We start from the raw sequence: 17,873 nt of genomic DNA, 5'->3' as shown, positions 1-17,873 counted from the left end.
GCCGGAGCACTCACGGTCGCCGGATCAGCAGCACTTGTTCTTCGCAACCTCGGCGAGCGATCCCTTGGGGACCTTCACGCCGCAGCGCAGCCCACCCTCAGCCGGAACCGTCCAGCTCTGGGCCTTGCCGTAACGGCCGGTCTTGACCCACTTCGTGCCACGGTCGCAACGATACTGGGCGTAGTACCCACTGGCCTTCTTCGTGCCGGCGTAGAGAACGTATTTGCCGTTCTTCGTCAGTTTGAAGCTGATGGACTCGGACTTCGTGTTCGTCACCTTGCCCTCGGCCTGCAGCTCCAGTCCGACCGAACCCTCGAGGCTGGCGAGGACGACGTCCCCGCCGACCTTCCCCCCGGACGTCGCGGTCACCGACGCCCTGACCTCGCGCACCTTCTCGGCGCTGAACGTCTTCGTCACGGTGCCGCCCGTGTAGTTCTCGACCACCTTCCCGTGCGTGATGACCCCTTGCTCTTGCCGGTCCACACGAGCTTGGTCCTCCCGGGGCTGCACATCGGGTCATTGCCCGACGCGGCCGCCACCGCCGGGGTGGTCAGCACGGCCGACACAGCCGTCCCCACAAGTGCGACCGCCAACAGCTTCTTCATCAAATTTCCCCCTTGCTTATGCGAATGAAGACCGTTTCGCATTGCAATCTCAACCCCACCAGTTGGTGCGACCATGAAGAGCATGGCACTCAACAACCCCTCAGTTCCAGCGATTTGAGGCTCCCTTGAAGCCGCTATGGCCGGACGTCAGGGGAGTCGCGATCGCAAATCCGACATCAAGGAGTCATTTCCGATTGCATATCTGCGAGCCACTCACACGGTCGGAGACACCACCGGGGAGTGTCAGCACGAAAAGGGGTCCTCGCGACGGTGTCGCCTGTAGGCCCATCCCGGGCCGCGGGGAGGAGGACCGTACGTCCACGTCTGCGAACACCTCGACTCCCTCGCCGCCCAACGCAACAACCGCCCACGTAAAACGCTCGACTGGGAAACCCAGCCGAGCGTTTTACGTCAACTACTCGCCGCCTGAACAGACGGACCTGCGTGGCAGCGCCCCCTGGAGTCCGCCATCAGCGGGGGCCTGGCCTGGTTGCATCGTCCGATCCGATCCCGCGGACCGGGTCGGATCGGACGAGCGCCCGCGACGCGTCAGCGCTTGGCGCGCGACGCGGCGCGGCCGCGCTCCTTCTGGTCCAGGACGACCTTGCGGATACGCACGGTCTCCGGGGTCACCTCGATGCACTCGTCCTCGCGGCAGAACTCCAGGGACTGCTCCAGCGACAGCTTCCGGGCCGGCACCACGTTCTCCGTGGTGTCCGCGGAGGCGGCACGCATGTTGGTGAGCTTCTTCTCCTTGGTGATGTTCACGTCCATGTCGTCGGCGCGGGAGTTCTCGCCGACGATCATGCCCTCGTAGACCTCGGTGCCGGCCTCGGTGAAGATGACACCGCGCTCCTGCAGGTTGACCATGGCGAACGGGGTCACCGAACCCGCGCGGTCCGCGACGAGGGAGCCGTTGTGGCGGGTGCGCAGCTCGCCGAACCACGGCTCGTGGCCCTCGAAGATGGAGTGCGCGATGCCCGTACCGCGGGTCTGCGTCAGGAACTCGGTACGGAAGCCGATGAGGCCGCGGGACGGGACGATCCACTCCATGCGGACCCAGCCCGAACCATGGTTCGTCATCGTCTCCATGCGGCCCTTGCGGGTCGCCATCAGCTGCGTGATCGCACCGAGGTGCTCCTCGGGGGAGTCGATCGTCATGCGCTCGATCGGCTCGTGCGTCTTGCCGTCGACCTGCTTGGTGACGACCTCCGGCTTGCCGACCGTGAGCTCGAAGCCCTCACGGCGCATCTGCTCGACGAGGATGGCCAGCGCGAGCTCGCCGCGGCCCTGGACCTCCCAGGCGTCGGGGCGCTCGGTGTCCAGGACGCGGAGCGACACGTTACCGATCAGCTCGCGGTCGAGGCGGTCCTTCACCTGGCGGGCGGTGACCTTGTGGCCCTTGCCGCCCTTGCCGACGAGCGGCGAGGTGTTCGTACCGATGGTCATCGAGATGGCCGGCTCGTCGACCGTGATCAGCGGCAGCGCGACCGGGTTCTCGGGGTCGGCCAGCGTCTCGCCGATCATGATGTCCGGGATACCGGCGATGGCGCAGATGTCGCCCGGGCCCGCCTTCTCGGCCGGCTTGCGGGTGAGCGCCTCGGTCATCATCAGCTCGGTGATGCGGACGTTGGACATCGTGCCGTCGCGCTTGATCCAGGTGACGGTCTGGCCCTTGCGCAGCTCGCCCTGCTCGACGCGGCAGAGCGCGATACGACCGAGGAAGTTGTCGGCGTCCAGGTTGGTGACGTGGGCCTGCAGCGGCGCCTCGTCGTCGTACTGCGGAGCCGGGACGTGCGCCAGGATCGTGTTGAAGAACGGCTCCAGGTTCTCGCTGTCGGCCGGGACCGTGCCGTCCTCCGGCTTGGTCAGCGAGGCGACGCCGTCACGGGCGCAGGCGTAGACGATCGGGAACTCGATCTGGTCCTCGTCCGCGTCCAGGTCCAGGAACAGGTCGTACGTCTCGTCGACGACCTCGGCGATCCGCGAGTCCGGACGGTCCGTCTTGTTGATGCAGAGGATCACCGGCATCTTCGCGGCGAGCGCCTTGCGCAGCACGAAGCGGGTCTGCGGGAGCGGGCCCTCGGAGGCATCGACGAGCAGCACGACCGCGTCCACCATCGAGAGACCGCGCTCGACCTCGCCGCCGAAGTCGGCGTGGCCGGGGGTGTCGATGATGTTGATCGTGATCGGGTCCCCGCCGTCCTTGGGGTGATACTTCACCGCCGTGTTCTTGGCGAGGATCGTGATGCCCTTCTCACGCTCCAGGTCGTTCGAGTCCATCATGCGTTCGTCGAGGTGCTCGGCGGCGTGCGCGGCGAAGGCGCCGGCCTGCCTCAGCATGGCGTCGACCAGCGTGGTCTTGCCGTGGTCGACGTGGGCGACGATGGCTACGTTACGGATGTCGTGGCGCGTGGGCATTGGGTGGCTTGCGCTTCTCTCGGATCGTGGGATCAGGCGTCTCAGTCGGTCTCAAGTCCTCGTACGCCCGCCGGGCGGACACGCCACGGCTACCCCCATGGTACGGGGCTGGCGCCGTAGCGGCTTCCTGGGCAAGGGTTACCGGCCGCTCACAGACGGCGACCGACGCCGCCGGCTGCGCGGGCCGCGGCTGGGCCGCTCTCGCCGAACGCCTCGTCGCAGCCGACTGCTCAGGCACCCGAAACACTTCAGTTCGCCACATGTCCGGCGGTCTGCTCGCCCTTCGCTCCCCCGCCGCGGAGGAGCGGAAATCGGCCCCGACCAGCCGGAGGGTGCTGTACGCCACATACCGGCTCCCCGGCCGCGCGGCCGGGGAACCGATCCGCCGCGTTCCGGACCGGAGCCGCCTCCCCGCCCTTCGACGCGGTGGCAGCCCATCGCCCTCGCGCTTCGTGTTTCTGCCCCCGTGGTCGTGTCTTCCGGTGAATTTCACCGGCGGCCACGGCCTCCCCGGCCGGGGAGGCGGCTCGACGAGGCAGCTGAGCGACTTCGGAGGGGGAGGGGATGCGCAGTGTGGGGGGTGTCCGCGCATGGGTTGCCCGGGTCAACAGGTAGCCACGACCTTGCCCGCCGAGTGGGTCGGCGGGCAAGGGAATTGAGCCACTTCTGAGCTTCCGTTGCGGCCCTGACCTGCTATTTCTTACGATTCGCGGGAGGTCCTGCCGCTTGCGGCTTCTTGAAACCGATGTCCTGGTAGTGCGGGAGTCCGAAGCCGAAGGCGCCGACATTCGCAAGCTTCTTGCCGGTGGCCACGAGCTGTGGGCGCTGATACAGCGGAATCGATCCTGCAGCCGCCCAGATCCGGGCGTCCGCCTGCTTCATCAGGTCCTGGGCAGCCCCCTCGTCGAGTTCGGAGACCGCCTGGTCGAAGAGCTGGTCGATGTGGTCCGTACCGACGCGGGTGTAGTTCTGGTCGACCAGCAGCGAACCGTCGGTGGCAGGGACCGGCTTGGCGAAGATCGGCCGGTCGTCGGTGGCCGGGTAGGCGGTGGCGGGCCAGGAGTACAGCGCCAGGTCGTAGTCGCCGGAGGCGACATGGTCCTTGAAGTAGCTGGCGTCCGAGACCTTGATGATCTCGGTGCGGATGCCGACCGCATCGATCATGGCCGAAATCTTGTCCCCCACGGTCCGCAGCGACTCCGAGCCGGGTCCGGACGGCAGGACGAAACGCAGGGTCAGCAACTTGCCGTCCTTGCCGAGGGGGCCGCGGACGGGGTCGGCGGCCTTGGCCGGGGCCGCCGGCGCCGCAGTCCCCGCGGGGGCGTAGGCGCCGACGGCGCCGCCCGGCCCGCGCTCCTGGGCGGTGACCTTCTCCCGGGTGCCCTCGGCAGGGCGGGTATCGGTGCCGGCGGCGGTACGGGCGTCGGCGTACGCGTCCGAGAAGGTTCCGGCCTGGCGCAGCAGTGCGGCGCTCTGGAAGGCGGCGGCCGGAGCGGGGGCCAGGACGCGGCTGAATCCTTCGCCGTCACCCGGCTTGTTGTCGCCGTCGGTCTTCGCGTCCTTCTCTTCCTTCGTGGCCTTGTCCGCCTTCTCCTCAGCTCCCTTGCTCTTCTTCTCCTCAGCTGCCTTGCCCTTCGTCGTCGCGCCCTCGCTGCCCGCCTTCGTGCTGCCGGGCTTCTTCGCCGCGCCGTCCCGGGTCCAGCCGGCGTCCGCCAGCAGCGCCTGCGCCGCCCCGGTGTCCTGGTCGCCGAGAGCCCCACTGCTGTCGTGGTAGCCGCGCTGTCCGGCCACCGCCAGGTGACTGCCGAGCGGGGCAGCGGGCAGGCCGAGCGGACTCAGTACGGCGTCGGCGAGCTCCTGGCGGTTCAGGGCCCGGGCGACCGCGCGGCGCACCCGGTTGTCGGCCAGTGGCCCGGACTCGCCGTTCAGCGCGAGCTGGGTGTAGGCGGGCTCCAGCGACTTGCGGAGAACGTAGGCGCGCAGCCCGTCCTGCTCGGAGGCGTACACCTCGGCGGCCGCCCTGGCCTTCTCCCTGGCCGCCCGGGCGACCGCCGCCGCCTTCTCGTCCGAGCCGTGCGCCACGGCCCAGGAGCGCATCGCGGCGGCCGGGCCGGTCTCCCGGCCGGGGCCGTGGGTGAGCGGTTGCCCGTTGCCTCCCTTGTCCCGTCCCGCCGCCACGATCCGGTGCGCCGCCGCCGCGTCGACATCGGCGACGTCGACCTTGCCCTCGACCAGCGCCGCGGTGCGGTCCTGCGGCTTGACCGCACGGAAGACGATCGAGTCGAGCTTCGCCTGACCGCCCCACCAGCGCGGGTCGCGGACCAGGGTGATGGCGCCCTTCCCCCGGTCCACACCGCGCAGCCGAAAGGGTCCGGAGGTGGCCTTGAGTGTGGTCCGCGCTCCGTCGTTGAAGGCGGCCGGGGAGCCGGTCGTCTCCTTGGGGTACAGCGGGGAGAAGAGGGAGCGCCAGTCCGCGTACGGCTTGGCGAAGGTGACCCGGACCTCCAGGTCGTTGGCGCCGCGCTCGATCCGTTCGATCCGCTCGTAGCCGGCGTTGCGGGCGGTCCAGAACGCCGAGTCCTTGCCGCTCAGCGCCCGCCACTGGGCGACGAAGTCGGGGGCTCCGATCCCCCGGCCGTCGCTCCAGACCGCCTGCTGGTTGAGCCGGTAGAGCACGACCTGCTTGGGCTCGCGCTCGACAACCTTTGCGGATTTCAGATAGTCCCGGTTCATCTGCGGGGTGCCCTTGGCGTCGAGCGGGAAGAGCGTCGGCAGCAGCGCCCCGGTGATGCGTGTGGTGGTGGCGTCGGCGTCCGCCTGGAAGGCGTTGAAGGTCGCGGGCATCGCGTCGATCGCCCAGTTGACCGTGCCGCCCTCGGCGACCTGGCCCCGGCCCGCGGGGGCTACGTCCTGCGGAACGGCGATGGCGGCGGTGGCCTCCTCGTCCGAGCTGCCGCACCCGGCGAGCGCGGGGATCGTGAGCACACCCGCGACAAGGAGCGCGAGCGGGCGGCGCTTTCGGACCGTCCCGCGCGGGACGCCGACGTGGGACATGGCTGATACCTCCGGGGCCGGCCCGGCCCACCCGTACTCGAATGGACCAGATGATGCGTATGTGGTGGCATTGGCTGTTGATCACACTGGTTCCGCTCATCCAATGAAGGTGCCCACGCGCGCGAGACGGCGCAGACACGGCGCACGGCCCGCGAACCTCACCTGTGCGGCGGAGCATCGGGCAAAGACGGGACGGCCCGCTCCCTTCCCAAAGGGGATGTGACGCGCGACACTCGCATGCGCATGAGCATTGCCATCCGCTACCGCGAAGGCGAGAGCAAGTCATGTCACTGCAGGACGAGTTGACTGCCGTTCAGCACTGCCTCGACGACCTGGTCCGCACCGTCGGACGGCTGGAGCGGAGCCTTGCGCAGCTGCGCGCGACCGACACCGGTCCGCAGCCGCCCGGGCCCGCCGCCGGCACCGACCCCGTCGGCGGCGTCATCACGATCAACGAGGCGCCGTACGACGCCACCCTGTGGACGGACTCGGACGACGAGGGTCTGGGCGTCCGCGGCAGGCACGCCCCCTAGGAGAGTTCCTTGGCCACCGGTACAGAACCAGGTACGGAACCATCTCGACGCAAGGCCCCCGCGCGGCACGGCGCACGTACCACCCGGCCGTCCGGCGTGCACGACGCCTCGCGGGCCGCCATCGCCGCCCGCCATCTGCGGACCGACCGCTGGTGGCTGGCGCCCGCGGTCACCGCGGGCGGGCTCCTCGCCTTCATCGTCTACTCGACCTGGCGGGCCTTCTCGAACGCCGACTACTACGCCGCCCCCTATGTGTCGCCGTTCTACTCACCCTGTCTGGCGGAGAACTGCGCCCCCATGCGGCACGGCCCGAACTGGGAAATCTTCGGCAGCTGGTGGGGCCTCTCCCCCGCCCTGCTGATCCTGGTCTTCCCGCTCGGCTTCCGGCTGACCTGCTACTACTACCGCAAGGCCTACTACCGGGGCTTCTGGGCCTCACCCCCGGCCTGCGCGGTCGCCGAGCCGCACACGACGTACACCGGCGAGACCCGCTTCCCGCTGATCATGCAGAACATCCACCGGTACTTCTTCTACGCCGCGCTGCCGGTCGCCGGGATCCTCACGTACGACACCGTGCTCTCCTTCCGCGACGAGCACTACACCTGGGGCCACATGGGCCTCGGCTCCCTGATCTTCCTGATCAACATCACGCTGATCTGGGCGTACACCCTGTCCTGCCACTCCTGCCGGCACATCATCGGCGGCCGGCTGCGGCACTTCTCCAAACACCCCGTGCGCTACCGGCTGTGGGGCTGGGCGGGCCGGCTGAACGCCCGGCACATGCTCCTCGCCTGGGCCTCCCTGATCAGCGTGGCGCTCGCCGACTTCTACGTGTATCTCGTCGCCTCCGGCGCCTTCGACGATCCGAGGTTTTTCTGAATGACTGAGCTCGAACGGCAGCAGTGGGACGTCGTCGTGGTCGGTGCCGGAGGCGCCGGGCTGCGCGCCGCCATCGAGGCGCGGGAGCGCGGGGCCCGTACCGCGGTCATCTGCAAATCGCTCTTCGGCAAGGCACACACGGTCATGGCGGAGGGCGGAATTGCCGCCTCCATGGGCAATGTGAACTCCGGGGACAACTGGCAGGTGCACTTCCGCGACACCATGCGCGGCGGGAAGTTCCTCAACCAGTGGCGGATGGCGGAGCTGCACGCCAAGGAGGCGCCGGACCGGGTCTGGGAGCTGGAGACCTGGGGGGCGCTCTTCGACCGTACGCCGGACGGAAGGATCTCCCAGCGCAACTTCGGCGGCCATGAGTACCCGCGGCTCGCCCACGTCGGGGACCGTACCGGCCTCGAACTGATCCGCACCCTCCAGCAGAAGATCGTCTCGCTGCAGCAGGAGGACCACCGCGAGCACGGCGACTACGAAGCCCGGTTGAGGGTCTTCCAGGAGTGCACCGTCACGCGGGTGCTCAAGGACGGCGAGCAGGTCAGCGGGACCTTCTGCTACGAGCGCGAGTCCGGCCGCTTCTTCGTCCTCGAAGCGCCCGCGGTCGTCCTCGCCACCGGCGGCATCGGCAAGTCCTTCAAGGTCACGTCGAACTCCTGGGAGTACACCGGCGACGGCCACGCCCTCGCGCTGCTGGCGGGCGCGCCCCTGCTGAACATGGAGTTCGTACAGTTCCATCCGACCGGCATGGTCTGGCCCCCGTCGGTGAAGGGGATCCTCGTCACCGAGTCGGTGCGCGGCGACGGCGGGGTGCTGCGCAACTCCGAGGGCAAGCGGTTCATGTTCGACTACGTCCCCGATGTGTTCAAGGAGAAGTACGCGCAGTCGGAGGAGGAGGGCGACCGCTGGTACGAGGACCCGGACCACAACCGCCGCCCGCCCGAGCTGCTGCCGCGCGACGAGGTCGCCCGCGCCATCAACTCCGAGGTGAAGTCAGGCCGCGGCTCACCGCACGGTGGCGTCTTCCTGGACGTGTCCACCCGGATGCCGGCCGAGACGATCAGGCGGCGGCTGCCCTCGATGTACCACCAGTTCAAGGAACTGGCGGATGTCGACATCACGGCGGAGGCGATGGAGGTCGGCCCGACCTGCCACTACGTGATGGGCGGAATCGCCGTCGACCCGGACACCGCGGCAACCGTCGCCGTGCCCGGTCTGTTCGCGGCGGGCGAGGTCGCGGGCGGCATGCACGGCTCCAACCGGCTCGGCGGGAACTCCCTCTCCGACCTGCTGGTCTTCGGCCGACGCGCCGGACTGCACGCCGCCGAGTACGCGAGCGGGATCGGTGACCCGCCGGTGGTGGACCAGGAACAGATCGACGCGGCGGCGGCGGAGGCACTGCGTCCGTTCAGCGCCGAGGAGCCTGACGTCGCCGGGGGGCCCGCGGAGAATCCGTACACCCTCCACCAGGAACTCCAGCAGACGATGAACGACCTGGTCGGCATCATCCGGCGGGCACCCGAGATGGAACAGGCGCTGGAGAACCTCGCCGAGCTGCGGATACGGGCGCGCCGCGCCGGGGTCGAGGGCCACCGCCAGTTCAACCCGGGCTGGCACCTCGCCCTGGACCTGCGGAACATGCTGCTGGTCAGCGAGTGCGTCGCCCGGGCCGCGCTGGAACGCACGGAGAGCCGCGGCGGTCACACCCGCGAGGACTGTCCGACGATGGAGCGCTCCTGGCGGCCGGTCAATCTGCTCTGCCGGCTGTCCGACGACGGCACCCTGCCGCTGGGCGGCCGGATCGAACTCGTACGGAAGACGACCGAACCCATCCGACCGGACCTGCTCTCCCTCTTCGACAAGGAGGAGCTGGTCAAGTACCTCGCCGAAGAGGAGCCGTACGAGTGAGCAGCTACGAAGCCCGGTTCAGGGTCTGGCGCGGCGACACCGACGGCGGTGACCTGCAGGACTTCTCGGTCGAGGTGAACGACGGCGAGGTCGTCCTCGACATCATCCACCGGATCCAGTCGGGCCAGGCGGGCGATCTGGCGGTGCGCTGGAACTGCAAGGCGGGCAAGTGCGGGTCGTGCAGCGCGGAGATCAACGGACGGCCGCGACTGATGTGCATGACCCGCATGTCGGTGTTCGACCGGGACGAGACGATCACCGTCACTCCGCTGCGGGCGTTCCCGGTGATCCGCGATCTGGTGACGGACGTGACTTTCAACTACACCAAGGCACGGGAAGTACCCGCCTTCGTACCGCCGGAAGGGGTGAAGGCGGGCGACTACCGGATGCAGCAGGTCGATGTGGAGCGTTCGCAGGAATTCCGCAAATGCATCGAGTGCTTTCTCTGCCAGGACACCTGCCATGTGGTCCGCGACCACGAGGAGAACAAGGCGGCGTTCGCCGGACCGCGCTTCCTGATGCGGGTCGCCGAGCTGGACATGCACCCCTTGGACGCCGCCGCCGAGTCGGGACTCGACCGGAAGGCGACGGCGCAGGAGGAGCACGGGCTGGGCTACTGCAACATCACGAAATGCTGTACGGAGGTCTGCCCCGAGCACATCAAGATCACGGACAACGCGCTGATCCCGCTGAAGGAGCGGGCGGTGGACCGCAAGTACGACCCGCTGGTGTGGCTGGGGAACATGATCCGTCGGCGGGAGACTCCCTGACGCCGGTCAGCCGAGCAGCTTGACGACCGCCCCGGTGGTGTCCGTCTCGCCGAGCCTCGGGAAGATCTTCTCGATGCTGTTGGTGTGGGAGCCGCCGTCCATGTCGGTGACCGCGTCCGTGACGACGGTGACGTTTTCAGAACGTGCTCAGCAGCTGCTCGACCGTGCGCTCTGCGGCTGGTTCCCCGTCGGGCAGCGGCAGTTCGAACCAGACGGTCTTGCCGCGCGGAGTCCGCCTCGAACCCCAGGCCGCACTCAGCAGTCCGACCAGCTGCAGCCCGCGCCCGCCCTCGTCCGTATCGCGTGCTCGGCGTCGCCGCGGCTGGACGAGACCCGCGTCCCATACCTCGCACACGAGCGTACGCTCGCGCAGCAGCCTGAGCCGGATCTCGCCCTCGCCGTAGCGCAGAGCGTTGGTGACCAGCTCACTGACGAGCAGTTCGGTGGTGTCCACCAGGTCATCGAGTTCCCAGGCGAGCAGTTGTCGACGGGCCAGTTCGCGGGCGCGGCCGACGGAGCGGGGTTCGCGCGGCAGCCGCCAGTCGCCGACCGCGTCGACCGGCAGCCCCTGGATGCGTGCCATCAGCAGGGCGATGTCGTCCTCACCGTGCCGGGTGTCGAGGGTGGTCAGTACGTGGTCGCAGACGTCCTCGAGCGGAAGCTCGGGTTCGATGAGGGCGTTGCGCAGAGCCTGCAGTCCCTCGTCGAGCGGGTGGTCGCGGGACTCGACGAGACCATCGGTGTAGAGGGCGAGGAGGGCGCCCTCCTTCAGTTCGACCTCGACTTCCTCGAAGGGTTCGCCGCCGACGCCGAGCGGCATCCCGGGCGGGACGTCGAGCAGCAGGGCAGGTTCGCCCGGCTCGACCACGACAGGGGGGAGGTGTCCGGCGTTGGCGAAGGTGCACCGCCGGGTGACCGGGTCATAGACGGCGTAGACACAGGTCGCCAGGTAGACCTCGGAGAGATCTGCATCCCGGGCCTTGTGGGACGCCCGTGACGGCCACTGGGCGCCGCCGAGGCCGTCGGAGGGGGTGCTGACACCGGGGGTGCCGAGACCGCGGGCGACCTCGTCGAGGGCGGAGAGCACCTCGGCGGGTTCCAGGTCGAGGAGGGCCAGGGTCCTTACTGCGGTACGCAGTTCGCCCATGGCGACGGCGGCGCGCAGTCCACGGCCCATGACGTCGCCGACCACCAGGGCGGTGCGGTGTCCGGGGAGTTCGATCACGTCGAACCAGTCGCCACCGACCTCGGTCGCGGTGTTGCCGGGGAGATAACGGCAGGCGATGTCGAGACCGGCGGCCTCGGGATCGCCCGGTGGCAGCAGGCTGCGCTGGAGGATGAGCGCGCGTTCGTGCTCGCGCCGGTAGAGGCGGGCGTTGTCGATGCAGACGGCGGCGCGGGCGGCGAGTTCGGTGGCGAGGGCCCGGTCGCGTTCGCCGAAGGGTTCGCTGCCCTTGGTACGGGAGAACTGGACGAGGCCGACGACGGTGTCATGGGCGACCATCGGAACGGCAAGGGTGGACTGGACGAAGCCACGTTCGTCGCCGGGGACGTCCTCGATGTGGCCGGTCCGCAGGGCTATGGAACAGGGAGAGTTGAAGGAGTAGCGGTGGACGGCGCCCAGGGCGGGCGGGTCGGTGGCACCGTCGGTCGAGGCGCTGTCCAGGACAGTGGCCGGCAGGACATCCGACACGGCGCTGGCGAAGGCGACACGGCGCAGTTCCGCGGATCCGGCGGTGGACCTGTGGCGGAGCGAGCCCCAACTGCCGGGCGGTGCCTCGTCACCGGTGAGCAGCCCCTGGTAGAGGTCGACCGAGGCGAGGTCACAGAAGCCGGGTACAGCGACGCCGAGGAGCTCGCGGGCGGTGGTCTCCAGGTCCAGGGAGTTGCCGATACGGGCGCCGGCCTCGTTGAGCAGGGCAAGGTTGCGGCGGGCGCTGGCGGCCTCGCGGGCGGCGATGTGTCGGCGGGTGACATCGGTGGCCACTCCGGCTATGCCGATGGGGCGGCCTGCTCCGCTGTGCACGCGGTAGAGGTTCACCGACCAGTGGCGGCTCTCGGAGTCGCCCGGTGCGGTGCCGACGAGTTGGAGATCGGTGACGGAGTCCCCGGTCTCCAGAACCTGCCTGAGTGTGGCGGTGAGCCGCTCGGCCTCGGGGCGGGCGAGATAGTCGTCGACCGTGCGGCCGCGGTGGTCGTCGGCCTGTCCGCCGAAGACGGTGGCGAAGCGCTGGTTGGCGCGCACGACCGTGAAGTCTGTGCCGAACAGCACGAAACCGAAGGGAGACTGACCGAAAATGGCCTGCGATGCCGCAAGGTCCGTCTCGATACGCCGCAGAGCGCGGACGTCCACGACGATACAGAGGGCGGCCGGTTCCCCGCTCTCCGTCTCGCTGGGCATGACATAGACCTCGGCGAGACCGTGCACGACGTCCTCGCCCGGCATCCGGAAGGGGACGAGGCCGGTCCACTCCTTGCCGTCGAGTATCTCGCCGACCCGGCGATGACCGCCGGTGCGCAACTCTGCGGGCATGAAGGTCTCGACCGGGTCCCTGCCCACCGCCTCGTGCGCGGCAATGCCGAAGAGGCCGGCGGCCCGGCGGCTCCACTGCTCGATCAGCCCGTCGGGGCCGATCGAGAAGGAGGCGACCCTGATGTAGTCATAGATCGAGCCAGGCGGGCTGCTCTGCCACACGACGTCGCCCGCTGTCCCAGGTATTTCGCTCACGCGACCGTCCCCTCCAGCTCACACACCGGACCGGTCCTGCCCGCAGTATTCAGCACTACGGCGCATACCGACACGGCCTTCACGATCACAGCACGGCCACAGTCCCTTTCAGTCAGGTTCTGCCCGACCTCTGGTGATCGCTGTGCGTCCCACCCCACTCCTAACCAGGGAGGGCCAGCTCGAACCACACCGTCTTGCCACTCTTTCCGCGCCGGGTCCCCCAGCGGCGTGCGGAACAGGCCACCAGCTGCAGTCCTCGGCCACCTTCGTCGTCGGGTGCGGCAGCACGTTCGGTGGGCGGATCCGGAAGCGGATCGGAGACTTCCACAAGCAGTCCGGGGCGGGCGTCCGGAGCTTCGCCATCGAGGCGGGGGCGCACCAGCCGTACCCCGATGGGGCCCGAGGCGTAGCGCAAGGAATTGGTCACCAGCTCGCTGACCAGCAGGACGGTCACATCACCCACGGCCGCGTCGAGCCCCCACCCCCGCAGCGTCTCGTGGACCGCATGCCGAGCAGTACGCACGGCGCCGGGCACTGCCGGAAAGGTCCACTCGGCGCAGTCGCCTTCGGTATCGATCACGCCGATCACTTCCCAAGACCAGCAGCGAAGAACGTCCTGTTTATGGGGGCTAATCAGCACATACCCGATATTTGGGGCGGCCTATCGCCGGAATCGACGCGTAGGGCGTATGGGCGTACGGCGACGTGCTCGCAACGCGCGCACAGAGGGGTGCGCCCGATCAGCGGCGCGCGACGCCCGGCAGGCTCCGGGGCGGCGCGGATCCGGTCGACGCGGTCCCGGTCGACGCGGATCCGGTCGGGAGGCGGCGCATGGCTTCGGCAACGGCGGGCCGGTCCTGATCCAGCCAGTCGACCTCGTCGCCCTCGCCGGGCCCGAGCCAGCGCAGCTCGTCGTGGTCCTGGAGCGGCGCCGGCACGCCGGACAGCACTCGCGCGGTCCACACCCGGAGTACGCATCCGGGCCCCAGCGGCCACTCGCCGGGGATGCGCTCCAGCGGCTCGGTTTCGACGCCGAGCTCCTCGCGGAGTTCACGTACGAGCGCCTGTTCGCCGCTCTCCCCCGGCTCCAGCTTTCCACCAGGCAGCTCCCAGCGGCCGGCCAGCTCGGGCGGGGCACTGCGACGCGCGGCCAGCAGGCGCCCCTGGTCATAGACGGCTCCGGCCACCACCACGCGATCGCTCATAGCGCGGAGCCTAGTCCCCGGCTCCACCCCTCACAGGCCACGCCCCGCCCCGTCCCGTACCACCCCCGTAGTCGGCCGTCGGTCACGGCCGGGCGCTCTGCCCGATGCGCTCCACCCAATAGAGCTGCTTGTGTCCGCGGTTGTCGAGTTTGTCGGCGATCCTCTGCGCCTCGTCCTGCGTGGCATACCTGCCGACGCGGTACCGATTGCCGTTGTCGTCCCGCCGTATCACCAGCCAAGGGAGCACGGCACCGTCGTCGCTCATCGTGTCCCTCCCGAGCATCGAGCCCCTCCCCTGGACGGCGTGCAGGTCTCTAAGGATTCCCAGGAAACCGCAGTACGCATATGCCCGAGCGTACGCCTGACCTTTACGCAACGGATAAGTAATTACACAAAGAGATAGCGATCCGGCCAGCGCAAAGGGGCGCACCCACTCGGATGCGCCCCCAGTGCCTCGCGGATCGGTTGTGCCGCTTACGCCTCCGCCACCCCTGCCGGCCTCGGCGCCGCGCACAGCGTCGGCATGAGGACCGGGCCGGCGGTCGGGTCCTTGCGGCAGATGTCCGATGTGCGGGTACGAACGGAAAGACGGGAGCAGGGCATGACAACTCGTTGCGGTCAGCGATGGCCCCTCGGTTACGGGAACCGAGTGGGCGTCAACTCGTCGTCACGGGCCCGGCCCGATCCGTCCGGGTATCGGTCACTCGACAGAAATCCCGGCCGCGAGCCCACCGGGCCCCGGAAAAAAATCCCGCGGGAGCGCTTAGCGAAGAGACCGGCGCCGAGCTCGACCGAAGGCTCGACAGCGGGTCCGCGACGAAGCCCACCAGTGCGCGAACCGCCGCTCACCTGACAGGAAGGTGGTAGGCGATCCGGTAGCGGTCGGCGGGCACCACCACATCCGCCGTCTCGACCGCCCGCCCCGATGCGTAGTACGTACGCCCGATCACCATCACCACATGACCCGGCACACCGCCGAGCGCCAGAAGTTCCTCCGCCAGCCCCGGACGCGCGCCTACCTGCTCGATCACGTTGTCCACGACGACATCGATCGCGGCCATCCGCTCGACCACCCCGCAGCCGCCCAACGGGCCCTCCTCCGGCAGCATCACCGGCGTGCGCCCCGTGACGGCGAGGGGCTCCCAGGAGGTGGAGAGCATCATCGGCTCCCCCGCTTCCCGGAAGATGTATCTCGTACGCATCACTCGGTCACCCGCCTCGATGCCGAGCCGTTCGGCAATCTCCGGACTCGCTCCTTCCTGCTCGCTGCGGGACTCCCATGTCCCCAGCACCCCGTCCGCCGTCTGTTCCTGGCGGAACGGGCTGGCACCGGCGCCCGGACGGTATCCGGAACGGGCGATGCGACGCGGGACCGGGCGCTCGCGCACATACGTACCGGAACCGGAGCGTCCCTCGACCAGCCCTTCGGCCATCAGCACCTTGCGCGCCTCCAGCGCGACCGTGTCGGAGACTCCGTACTCCTCACGGATACGGGCCTGCGACGGCAGGCGCGTATGCGGCGGCAGCGAACCATTGGCGATCTTCTCTCTCAGATCGCCCGCAACGCGTAGATAGGCGGGCTGCTCACCGAAAGTCACAGGCCACTCCCAACAGGTTGACAGTCTGCAACAGACTGGCAACCGTCGGTTGTGGACCGCAAGCGCGGGCCAAAGTTTCACCCGAAGTGATGACTGGGCACCGCACGGCACATATCCGGACCCCGGCCGCCCCGACCGTCCGCGATCGACCCCAACCCCTTACCCCCATTCGGTCCAGACCAATAGCTTCCTCTGTGCACGGCACAACTCACAGCACGGTTCTCGCACTTGAGGTACGCCATGTCTTTGCCGTTCACCCGCCACGCGGCTGACATCCTGGCGGGCATGGCCACGTATCTCTGCCCGCATGACGGCACCCGCGCCGACACCACATCCCTGACCTGGTGCTGTCCGGTCTGCCGCGGTCCCTGGAACCTCGACTTCGAGCCGGACGCACCGCTCTCCGTCAACGCGCTTGCCGGGCGCGTCAATTCACTGTGGCGTTACGAAGAGGTGCTGCCCCTCTCCTCACCCACCACCAGCCTCGGCGAGGGCCGCACACCGCTCGTGCCGCTCACCGGCACGGTCTCCGCCAAGCTCGACTTCCTGATGCCGACGCTCTCCTTCAAGGACCGTGGCGCCGTGATGCTCGCCGAGCTGGCCCGCCGTCTCTCCCCCGATCGCGTCGTCGCGGACAGCAGTGGCAACGCGGGAACGGCCGTCGCCGCGTACTGCGCGCGGGCCGGACTGCCCTGCACGGTGTACGTCCCCGAGGGCACGTCCCCCAAGAAGACCGAGCAGATCCGGGCCCACGGCGCCCGCCTGGAGATCGTCCCCGGCGACCGCGAGGCCACCGCGCTGGCCGCCGGGGCCGCCGCCGACTCCCCCGGCACCTTCTACGCCTCGCACGTCTTCAACCCGTACTTCCTGCACGGCACGAAGACGTACGTGTACGAGATGTGGGAAGACCTCGGCGGCAGGCTCCCCGACGCCATCGCCGTACCGGTCGGCAACGGCACGCTGCTGCTCGGGGCGGCGATGGCCACCACGGAACTCCTCGCCCAGGGCCTGATCGATGCTCGTCCGGCCCTGATCGCCGTACAGGCCGAGGCCGTGTCGCCGCTGGCCACCGCGTTCCACCGGGGCGCGGACGGCCTGCCCGGCCATCCCGGCCCGGCCGCCCCCACGCTCGCCGAGGGCATCGCCATCCCCCGCCCGCCGCGCGCCCGCCAGATCCTGGCGGCGGTGCGGGAGTCGGGCGGCACCTTCCTCACCGTGACGGAGGATCAGATCCGTGCCGCGCAAAGGGACCTGGCGGCCCGCGGTCTCTACGTCGAGACGACCGGGGTCGCCTGCTGGGCGGCGGTCGGCGACTGGACGGACCGCAGTGTGGTCGTACCCCTCTGCGGGGCTGGACTCAAGACGGGCCTGGCCCCCTGATCACGGGCTACCGAAGGCGAGGGAGCGGGCCGGGTCAGTCCGTCCAGTACGTGTCGTGCTTGATGAAGAACTCGGTCCGCTCCTCCTCCGACCACTGCGCGGCCTCCGCCACCTTCTCGAAGTACTCCTCGCGGGGCGCACCCGGTGTGAACAGCAACAGCATCGACGCCGGGGCCTCGGAGTCGTTCCGGAAGGCGTGCAGTCCGCCCTGCGGTACGTAGACGAAGTCACCCTGCGTCGCGTCGACCCACTGCTCGCCGTCGTAGATCCGCACCGTCCCGTCGAGGATGAAGAACGACTCCGAGATGGACCGGTGGAAGTGTGTGGCCGGGCCGCCGGCTCTGGGCGCCATGTCCATCCGGTAGAGCCCGAATTCACCGTGCGTCGTCTCCGTGGTCGCCAGGTAGTGGGTACTCCCGCCGCTGCGGGTCAGCAGATTCGCCGCCGTGCTCGCCGGCCGGTACGTGGCGCTGATCTCGCCCTTGCCGTCCGTGTACGTCGGTTCCGGGTACGACATTCCGTTCTCCTCCGTCGATCGAGCTGTCGGCCAGCAGCGCGCAACCCCGTCGAGACCATGGCCCGCGCCCAGGTCGAACTGACCGCCGGCGACCTGCGCTCCAACCAGGACCTGGCCCCGCTGGTGAGAAAGGGCGTCCTTGCCGTGGTCGGCGTCTACTACTCGCTCGACACCGGCACGGTGGAAGTCCTGGCGGGCGCGCCTTGAAGGGCCGGGCTCAGCAGAGCCCGGCCCTTTCCGACCTGCACACGCGACCGGCAACTCCA

At 69.2% G+C, this 17,873-nt stretch carries 15 protein-coding genes and 1 pseudogene; 6 read left to right on the top strand and 10 right to left on the bottom strand.

Annotated elements, in window-relative coordinates:
* Positions 1–24: 24 nt before the first annotated feature.
* The 3 genes from ACGFSA_RS08740 to ACGFSA_RS08730 form a co-directional block, all read right to left on the bottom strand.
* Positions 25–483, bottom strand: coding sequence for a hypothetical protein (locus ACGFSA_RS08740; protein WP_393301724.1), 459 nt, complete (start codon positions 481–483; stop codon positions 25–27).
* 671 nt (positions 484–1,154) lie between these two features.
* Positions 1,155–3,026, bottom strand: coding sequence for a translational GTPase TypA (typA, locus tag ACGFSA_RS08735; RefSeq protein WP_393301721.1), 1,872 nt, complete (start codon positions 3,024–3,026; stop codon positions 1,155–1,157).
* Between the two features lie 693 nt (positions 3,027–3,719).
* Positions 3,720–6,080, bottom strand: a complete 2,361-nt coding sequence (locus ACGFSA_RS08730; protein WP_393301718.1) for an ABC transporter family substrate-binding protein — start codon at positions 6,078–6,080, stop codon at positions 3,720–3,722.
* Between the two features lie 284 nt (positions 6,081–6,364).
* Here ACGFSA_RS08730 and ACGFSA_RS08725 point away from each other — a divergent pair, with 284 nt between their 5' ends.
* Genes ACGFSA_RS08725 through ACGFSA_RS08710 form a run of 4 tightly spaced genes read left to right on the top strand, consistent with a single transcriptional unit; the run spans position 6,365 to position 10,179 of the window.
* On the top strand, positions 6,365–6,613 hold the full coding sequence (locus tag ACGFSA_RS08725) for a hypothetical protein (protein ID WP_393301715.1): 249 nt from the start codon (positions 6,365–6,367) through the stop codon (positions 6,611–6,613).
* A 9-nt stretch (positions 6,614–6,622) separates the two neighbouring features.
* The gene (locus ACGFSA_RS08720; RefSeq protein WP_393301712.1) at positions 6,623–7,492 is read left to right on the top strand and encodes a hypothetical protein; all 870 of its coding nucleotides are present in this window, start codon (positions 6,623–6,625) and stop codon (positions 7,490–7,492) included.
* Positions 7,493–9,409 carry a fumarate reductase/succinate dehydrogenase flavoprotein subunit gene (locus ACGFSA_RS08715; protein ID WP_393301709.1) on the top strand — a complete coding sequence of 639 codons (1,917 nt, stop codon included), beginning with the start codon at positions 7,493–7,495 and terminating at the stop codon, positions 9,407–9,409.
* Positions 9,406–10,179, top strand: a complete 774-nt coding sequence (locus ACGFSA_RS08710; protein ID WP_393301706.1) for a succinate dehydrogenase/fumarate reductase iron-sulfur subunit — start codon at positions 9,406–9,408, stop codon at positions 10,177–10,179. The genes ACGFSA_RS08715 and ACGFSA_RS08710 overlap by 4 nt, the downstream gene beginning before the upstream one ends.
* Positions 10,180–10,185: 6 nt before the next feature.
* On the opposite strand, the pseudogene ACGFSA_RS08705 reads toward ACGFSA_RS08710, so the two are convergent.
* The 6 genes and pseudogenes from ACGFSA_RS08705 to ACGFSA_RS08680 all read right to left on the bottom strand — a co-directional run.
* Positions 10,186–10,314, bottom strand: a pseudogene (locus ACGFSA_RS08705) (cysteine hydrolase); the annotation flags it as partial.
* Between the two features lies 1 nt (position 10,315).
* Positions 10,316–12,874 carry a SpoIIE family protein phosphatase gene (locus ACGFSA_RS08700; protein WP_393302212.1) on the bottom strand — a complete coding sequence of 853 codons (2,559 nt, stop codon included), beginning with the start codon at positions 12,872–12,874 and terminating at the stop codon, positions 10,316–10,318.
* A gap of 193 nt (positions 12,875–13,067) precedes the next feature.
* Entirely contained in the window at positions 13,068–13,496 is a 429-nt protein-coding gene (locus ACGFSA_RS08695) for an ATP-binding protein (protein WP_358861431.1), read from the bottom strand.
* Positions 13,497–13,647: 151 nt separating this feature from the next.
* Positions 13,648–14,112 (bottom strand): (deoxy)nucleoside triphosphate pyrophosphohydrolase, encoded by a 465-nt coding sequence (locus ACGFSA_RS08690; protein WP_393301703.1) that lies wholly within the window; start codon positions 14,110–14,112, stop codon positions 13,648–13,650.
* Between the two features lie 82 nt (positions 14,113–14,194).
* On the bottom strand, positions 14,195–14,377 hold the full coding sequence (locus tag ACGFSA_RS08685) for an SPOR domain-containing protein (RefSeq protein WP_393301700.1): 183 nt from the start codon (positions 14,375–14,377) through the stop codon (positions 14,195–14,197).
* A gap of 580 nt (positions 14,378–14,957) precedes the next feature.
* Positions 14,958–15,710, bottom strand: coding sequence for a GntR family transcriptional regulator (locus tag ACGFSA_RS08680; protein WP_393301697.1), 753 nt, complete (start codon positions 15,708–15,710; stop codon positions 14,958–14,960).
* A 285-nt stretch (positions 15,711–15,995) separates the two neighbouring features.
* On the opposite strand from ACGFSA_RS08680, the gene ACGFSA_RS08675 reads away from it, so the two are divergent.
* The gene (locus ACGFSA_RS08675) at positions 15,996–17,090 is read left to right on the top strand and encodes a threonine synthase (protein ID WP_393301694.1); all 1,095 of its coding nucleotides are present in this window, start codon (positions 15,996–15,998) and stop codon (positions 17,088–17,090) included.
* Between the two features lie 34 nt (positions 17,091–17,124).
* Here the strand turns inward: ACGFSA_RS08675 and ACGFSA_RS08670 are convergent, their stop codons facing one another.
* The gene (locus tag ACGFSA_RS08670) at positions 17,125–17,607 is read right to left on the bottom strand and encodes a cupin domain-containing protein (protein WP_393301691.1); all 483 of its coding nucleotides are present in this window, start codon (positions 17,605–17,607) and stop codon (positions 17,125–17,127) included.
* Positions 17,608–17,664: 57 nt separating this feature from the next.
* Between ACGFSA_RS08670 and ACGFSA_RS08665 the strand changes: the two genes are divergently transcribed.
* Positions 17,665–17,814 (top strand): hypothetical protein, encoded by a 150-nt coding sequence (locus ACGFSA_RS08665; RefSeq protein WP_393301688.1) that lies wholly within the window; start codon positions 17,665–17,667, stop codon positions 17,812–17,814.
* Positions 17,815–17,873: the final 59 nt, after the last annotated feature.

The organism is Streptomyces sp. NPDC048496, assembly GCF_043200055.1.
In the GTDB taxonomy this organism is placed as follows: domain Bacteria; phylum Actinomycetota; class Actinomycetes; order Streptomycetales; family Streptomycetaceae; genus Streptomyces.
Note: the sequence above shows the minus strand (reverse complement) of the source record. Positions and strands in the feature narration are given on the sequence as shown.

Bases quoted from the DNA above. Each gene is read 5' to 3' on its own strand.
- typA (WP_393301721.1), bottom strand. From the start codon at position 3,026: ATGCCCACGCGCCACGACATCCGTAACGTAGCCATCGTCGCCCACGTC.
- ACGFSA_RS08730 (WP_393301718.1), bottom strand. From the start codon at position 6,080: ATGTCCCACGTCGGCGTCCCGCGCGGGACGGTCCGAAAGCGCCGCCCG.
- ACGFSA_RS08725 (WP_393301715.1), top strand. From the start codon at position 6,365: ATGTCACTGCAGGACGAGTTGACTGCCGTTCAGCACTGCCTCGACGAC.
- ACGFSA_RS08715 (WP_393301709.1), top strand. From the start codon at position 7,493: ATGACTGAGCTCGAACGGCAGCAGTGGGACGTCGTCGTGGTCGGTGCC.
- ACGFSA_RS08690 (WP_393301703.1), bottom strand. From the start codon at position 14,112: ATGAGCGATCGCGTGGTGGTGGCCGGAGCCGTCTATGACCAGGGGCGC.
- ACGFSA_RS08685 (WP_393301700.1), bottom strand. From the start codon at position 14,377: ATGAGCGACGACGGTGCCGTGCTCCCTTGGCTGGTGATACGGCGGGAC.
- ACGFSA_RS08675 (WP_393301694.1), top strand. From the start codon at position 15,996: ATGGCCACGTATCTCTGCCCGCATGACGGCACCCGCGCCGACACCACA.
- ACGFSA_RS08670 (WP_393301691.1), bottom strand. From the start codon at position 17,607: ATGTCGTACCCGGAACCGACGTACACGGACGGCAAGGGCGAGATCAGC.
- ACGFSA_RS08665 (WP_393301688.1), top strand. From the start codon at position 17,665: ATGGCCCGCGCCCAGGTCGAACTGACCGCCGGCGACCTGCGCTCCAAC.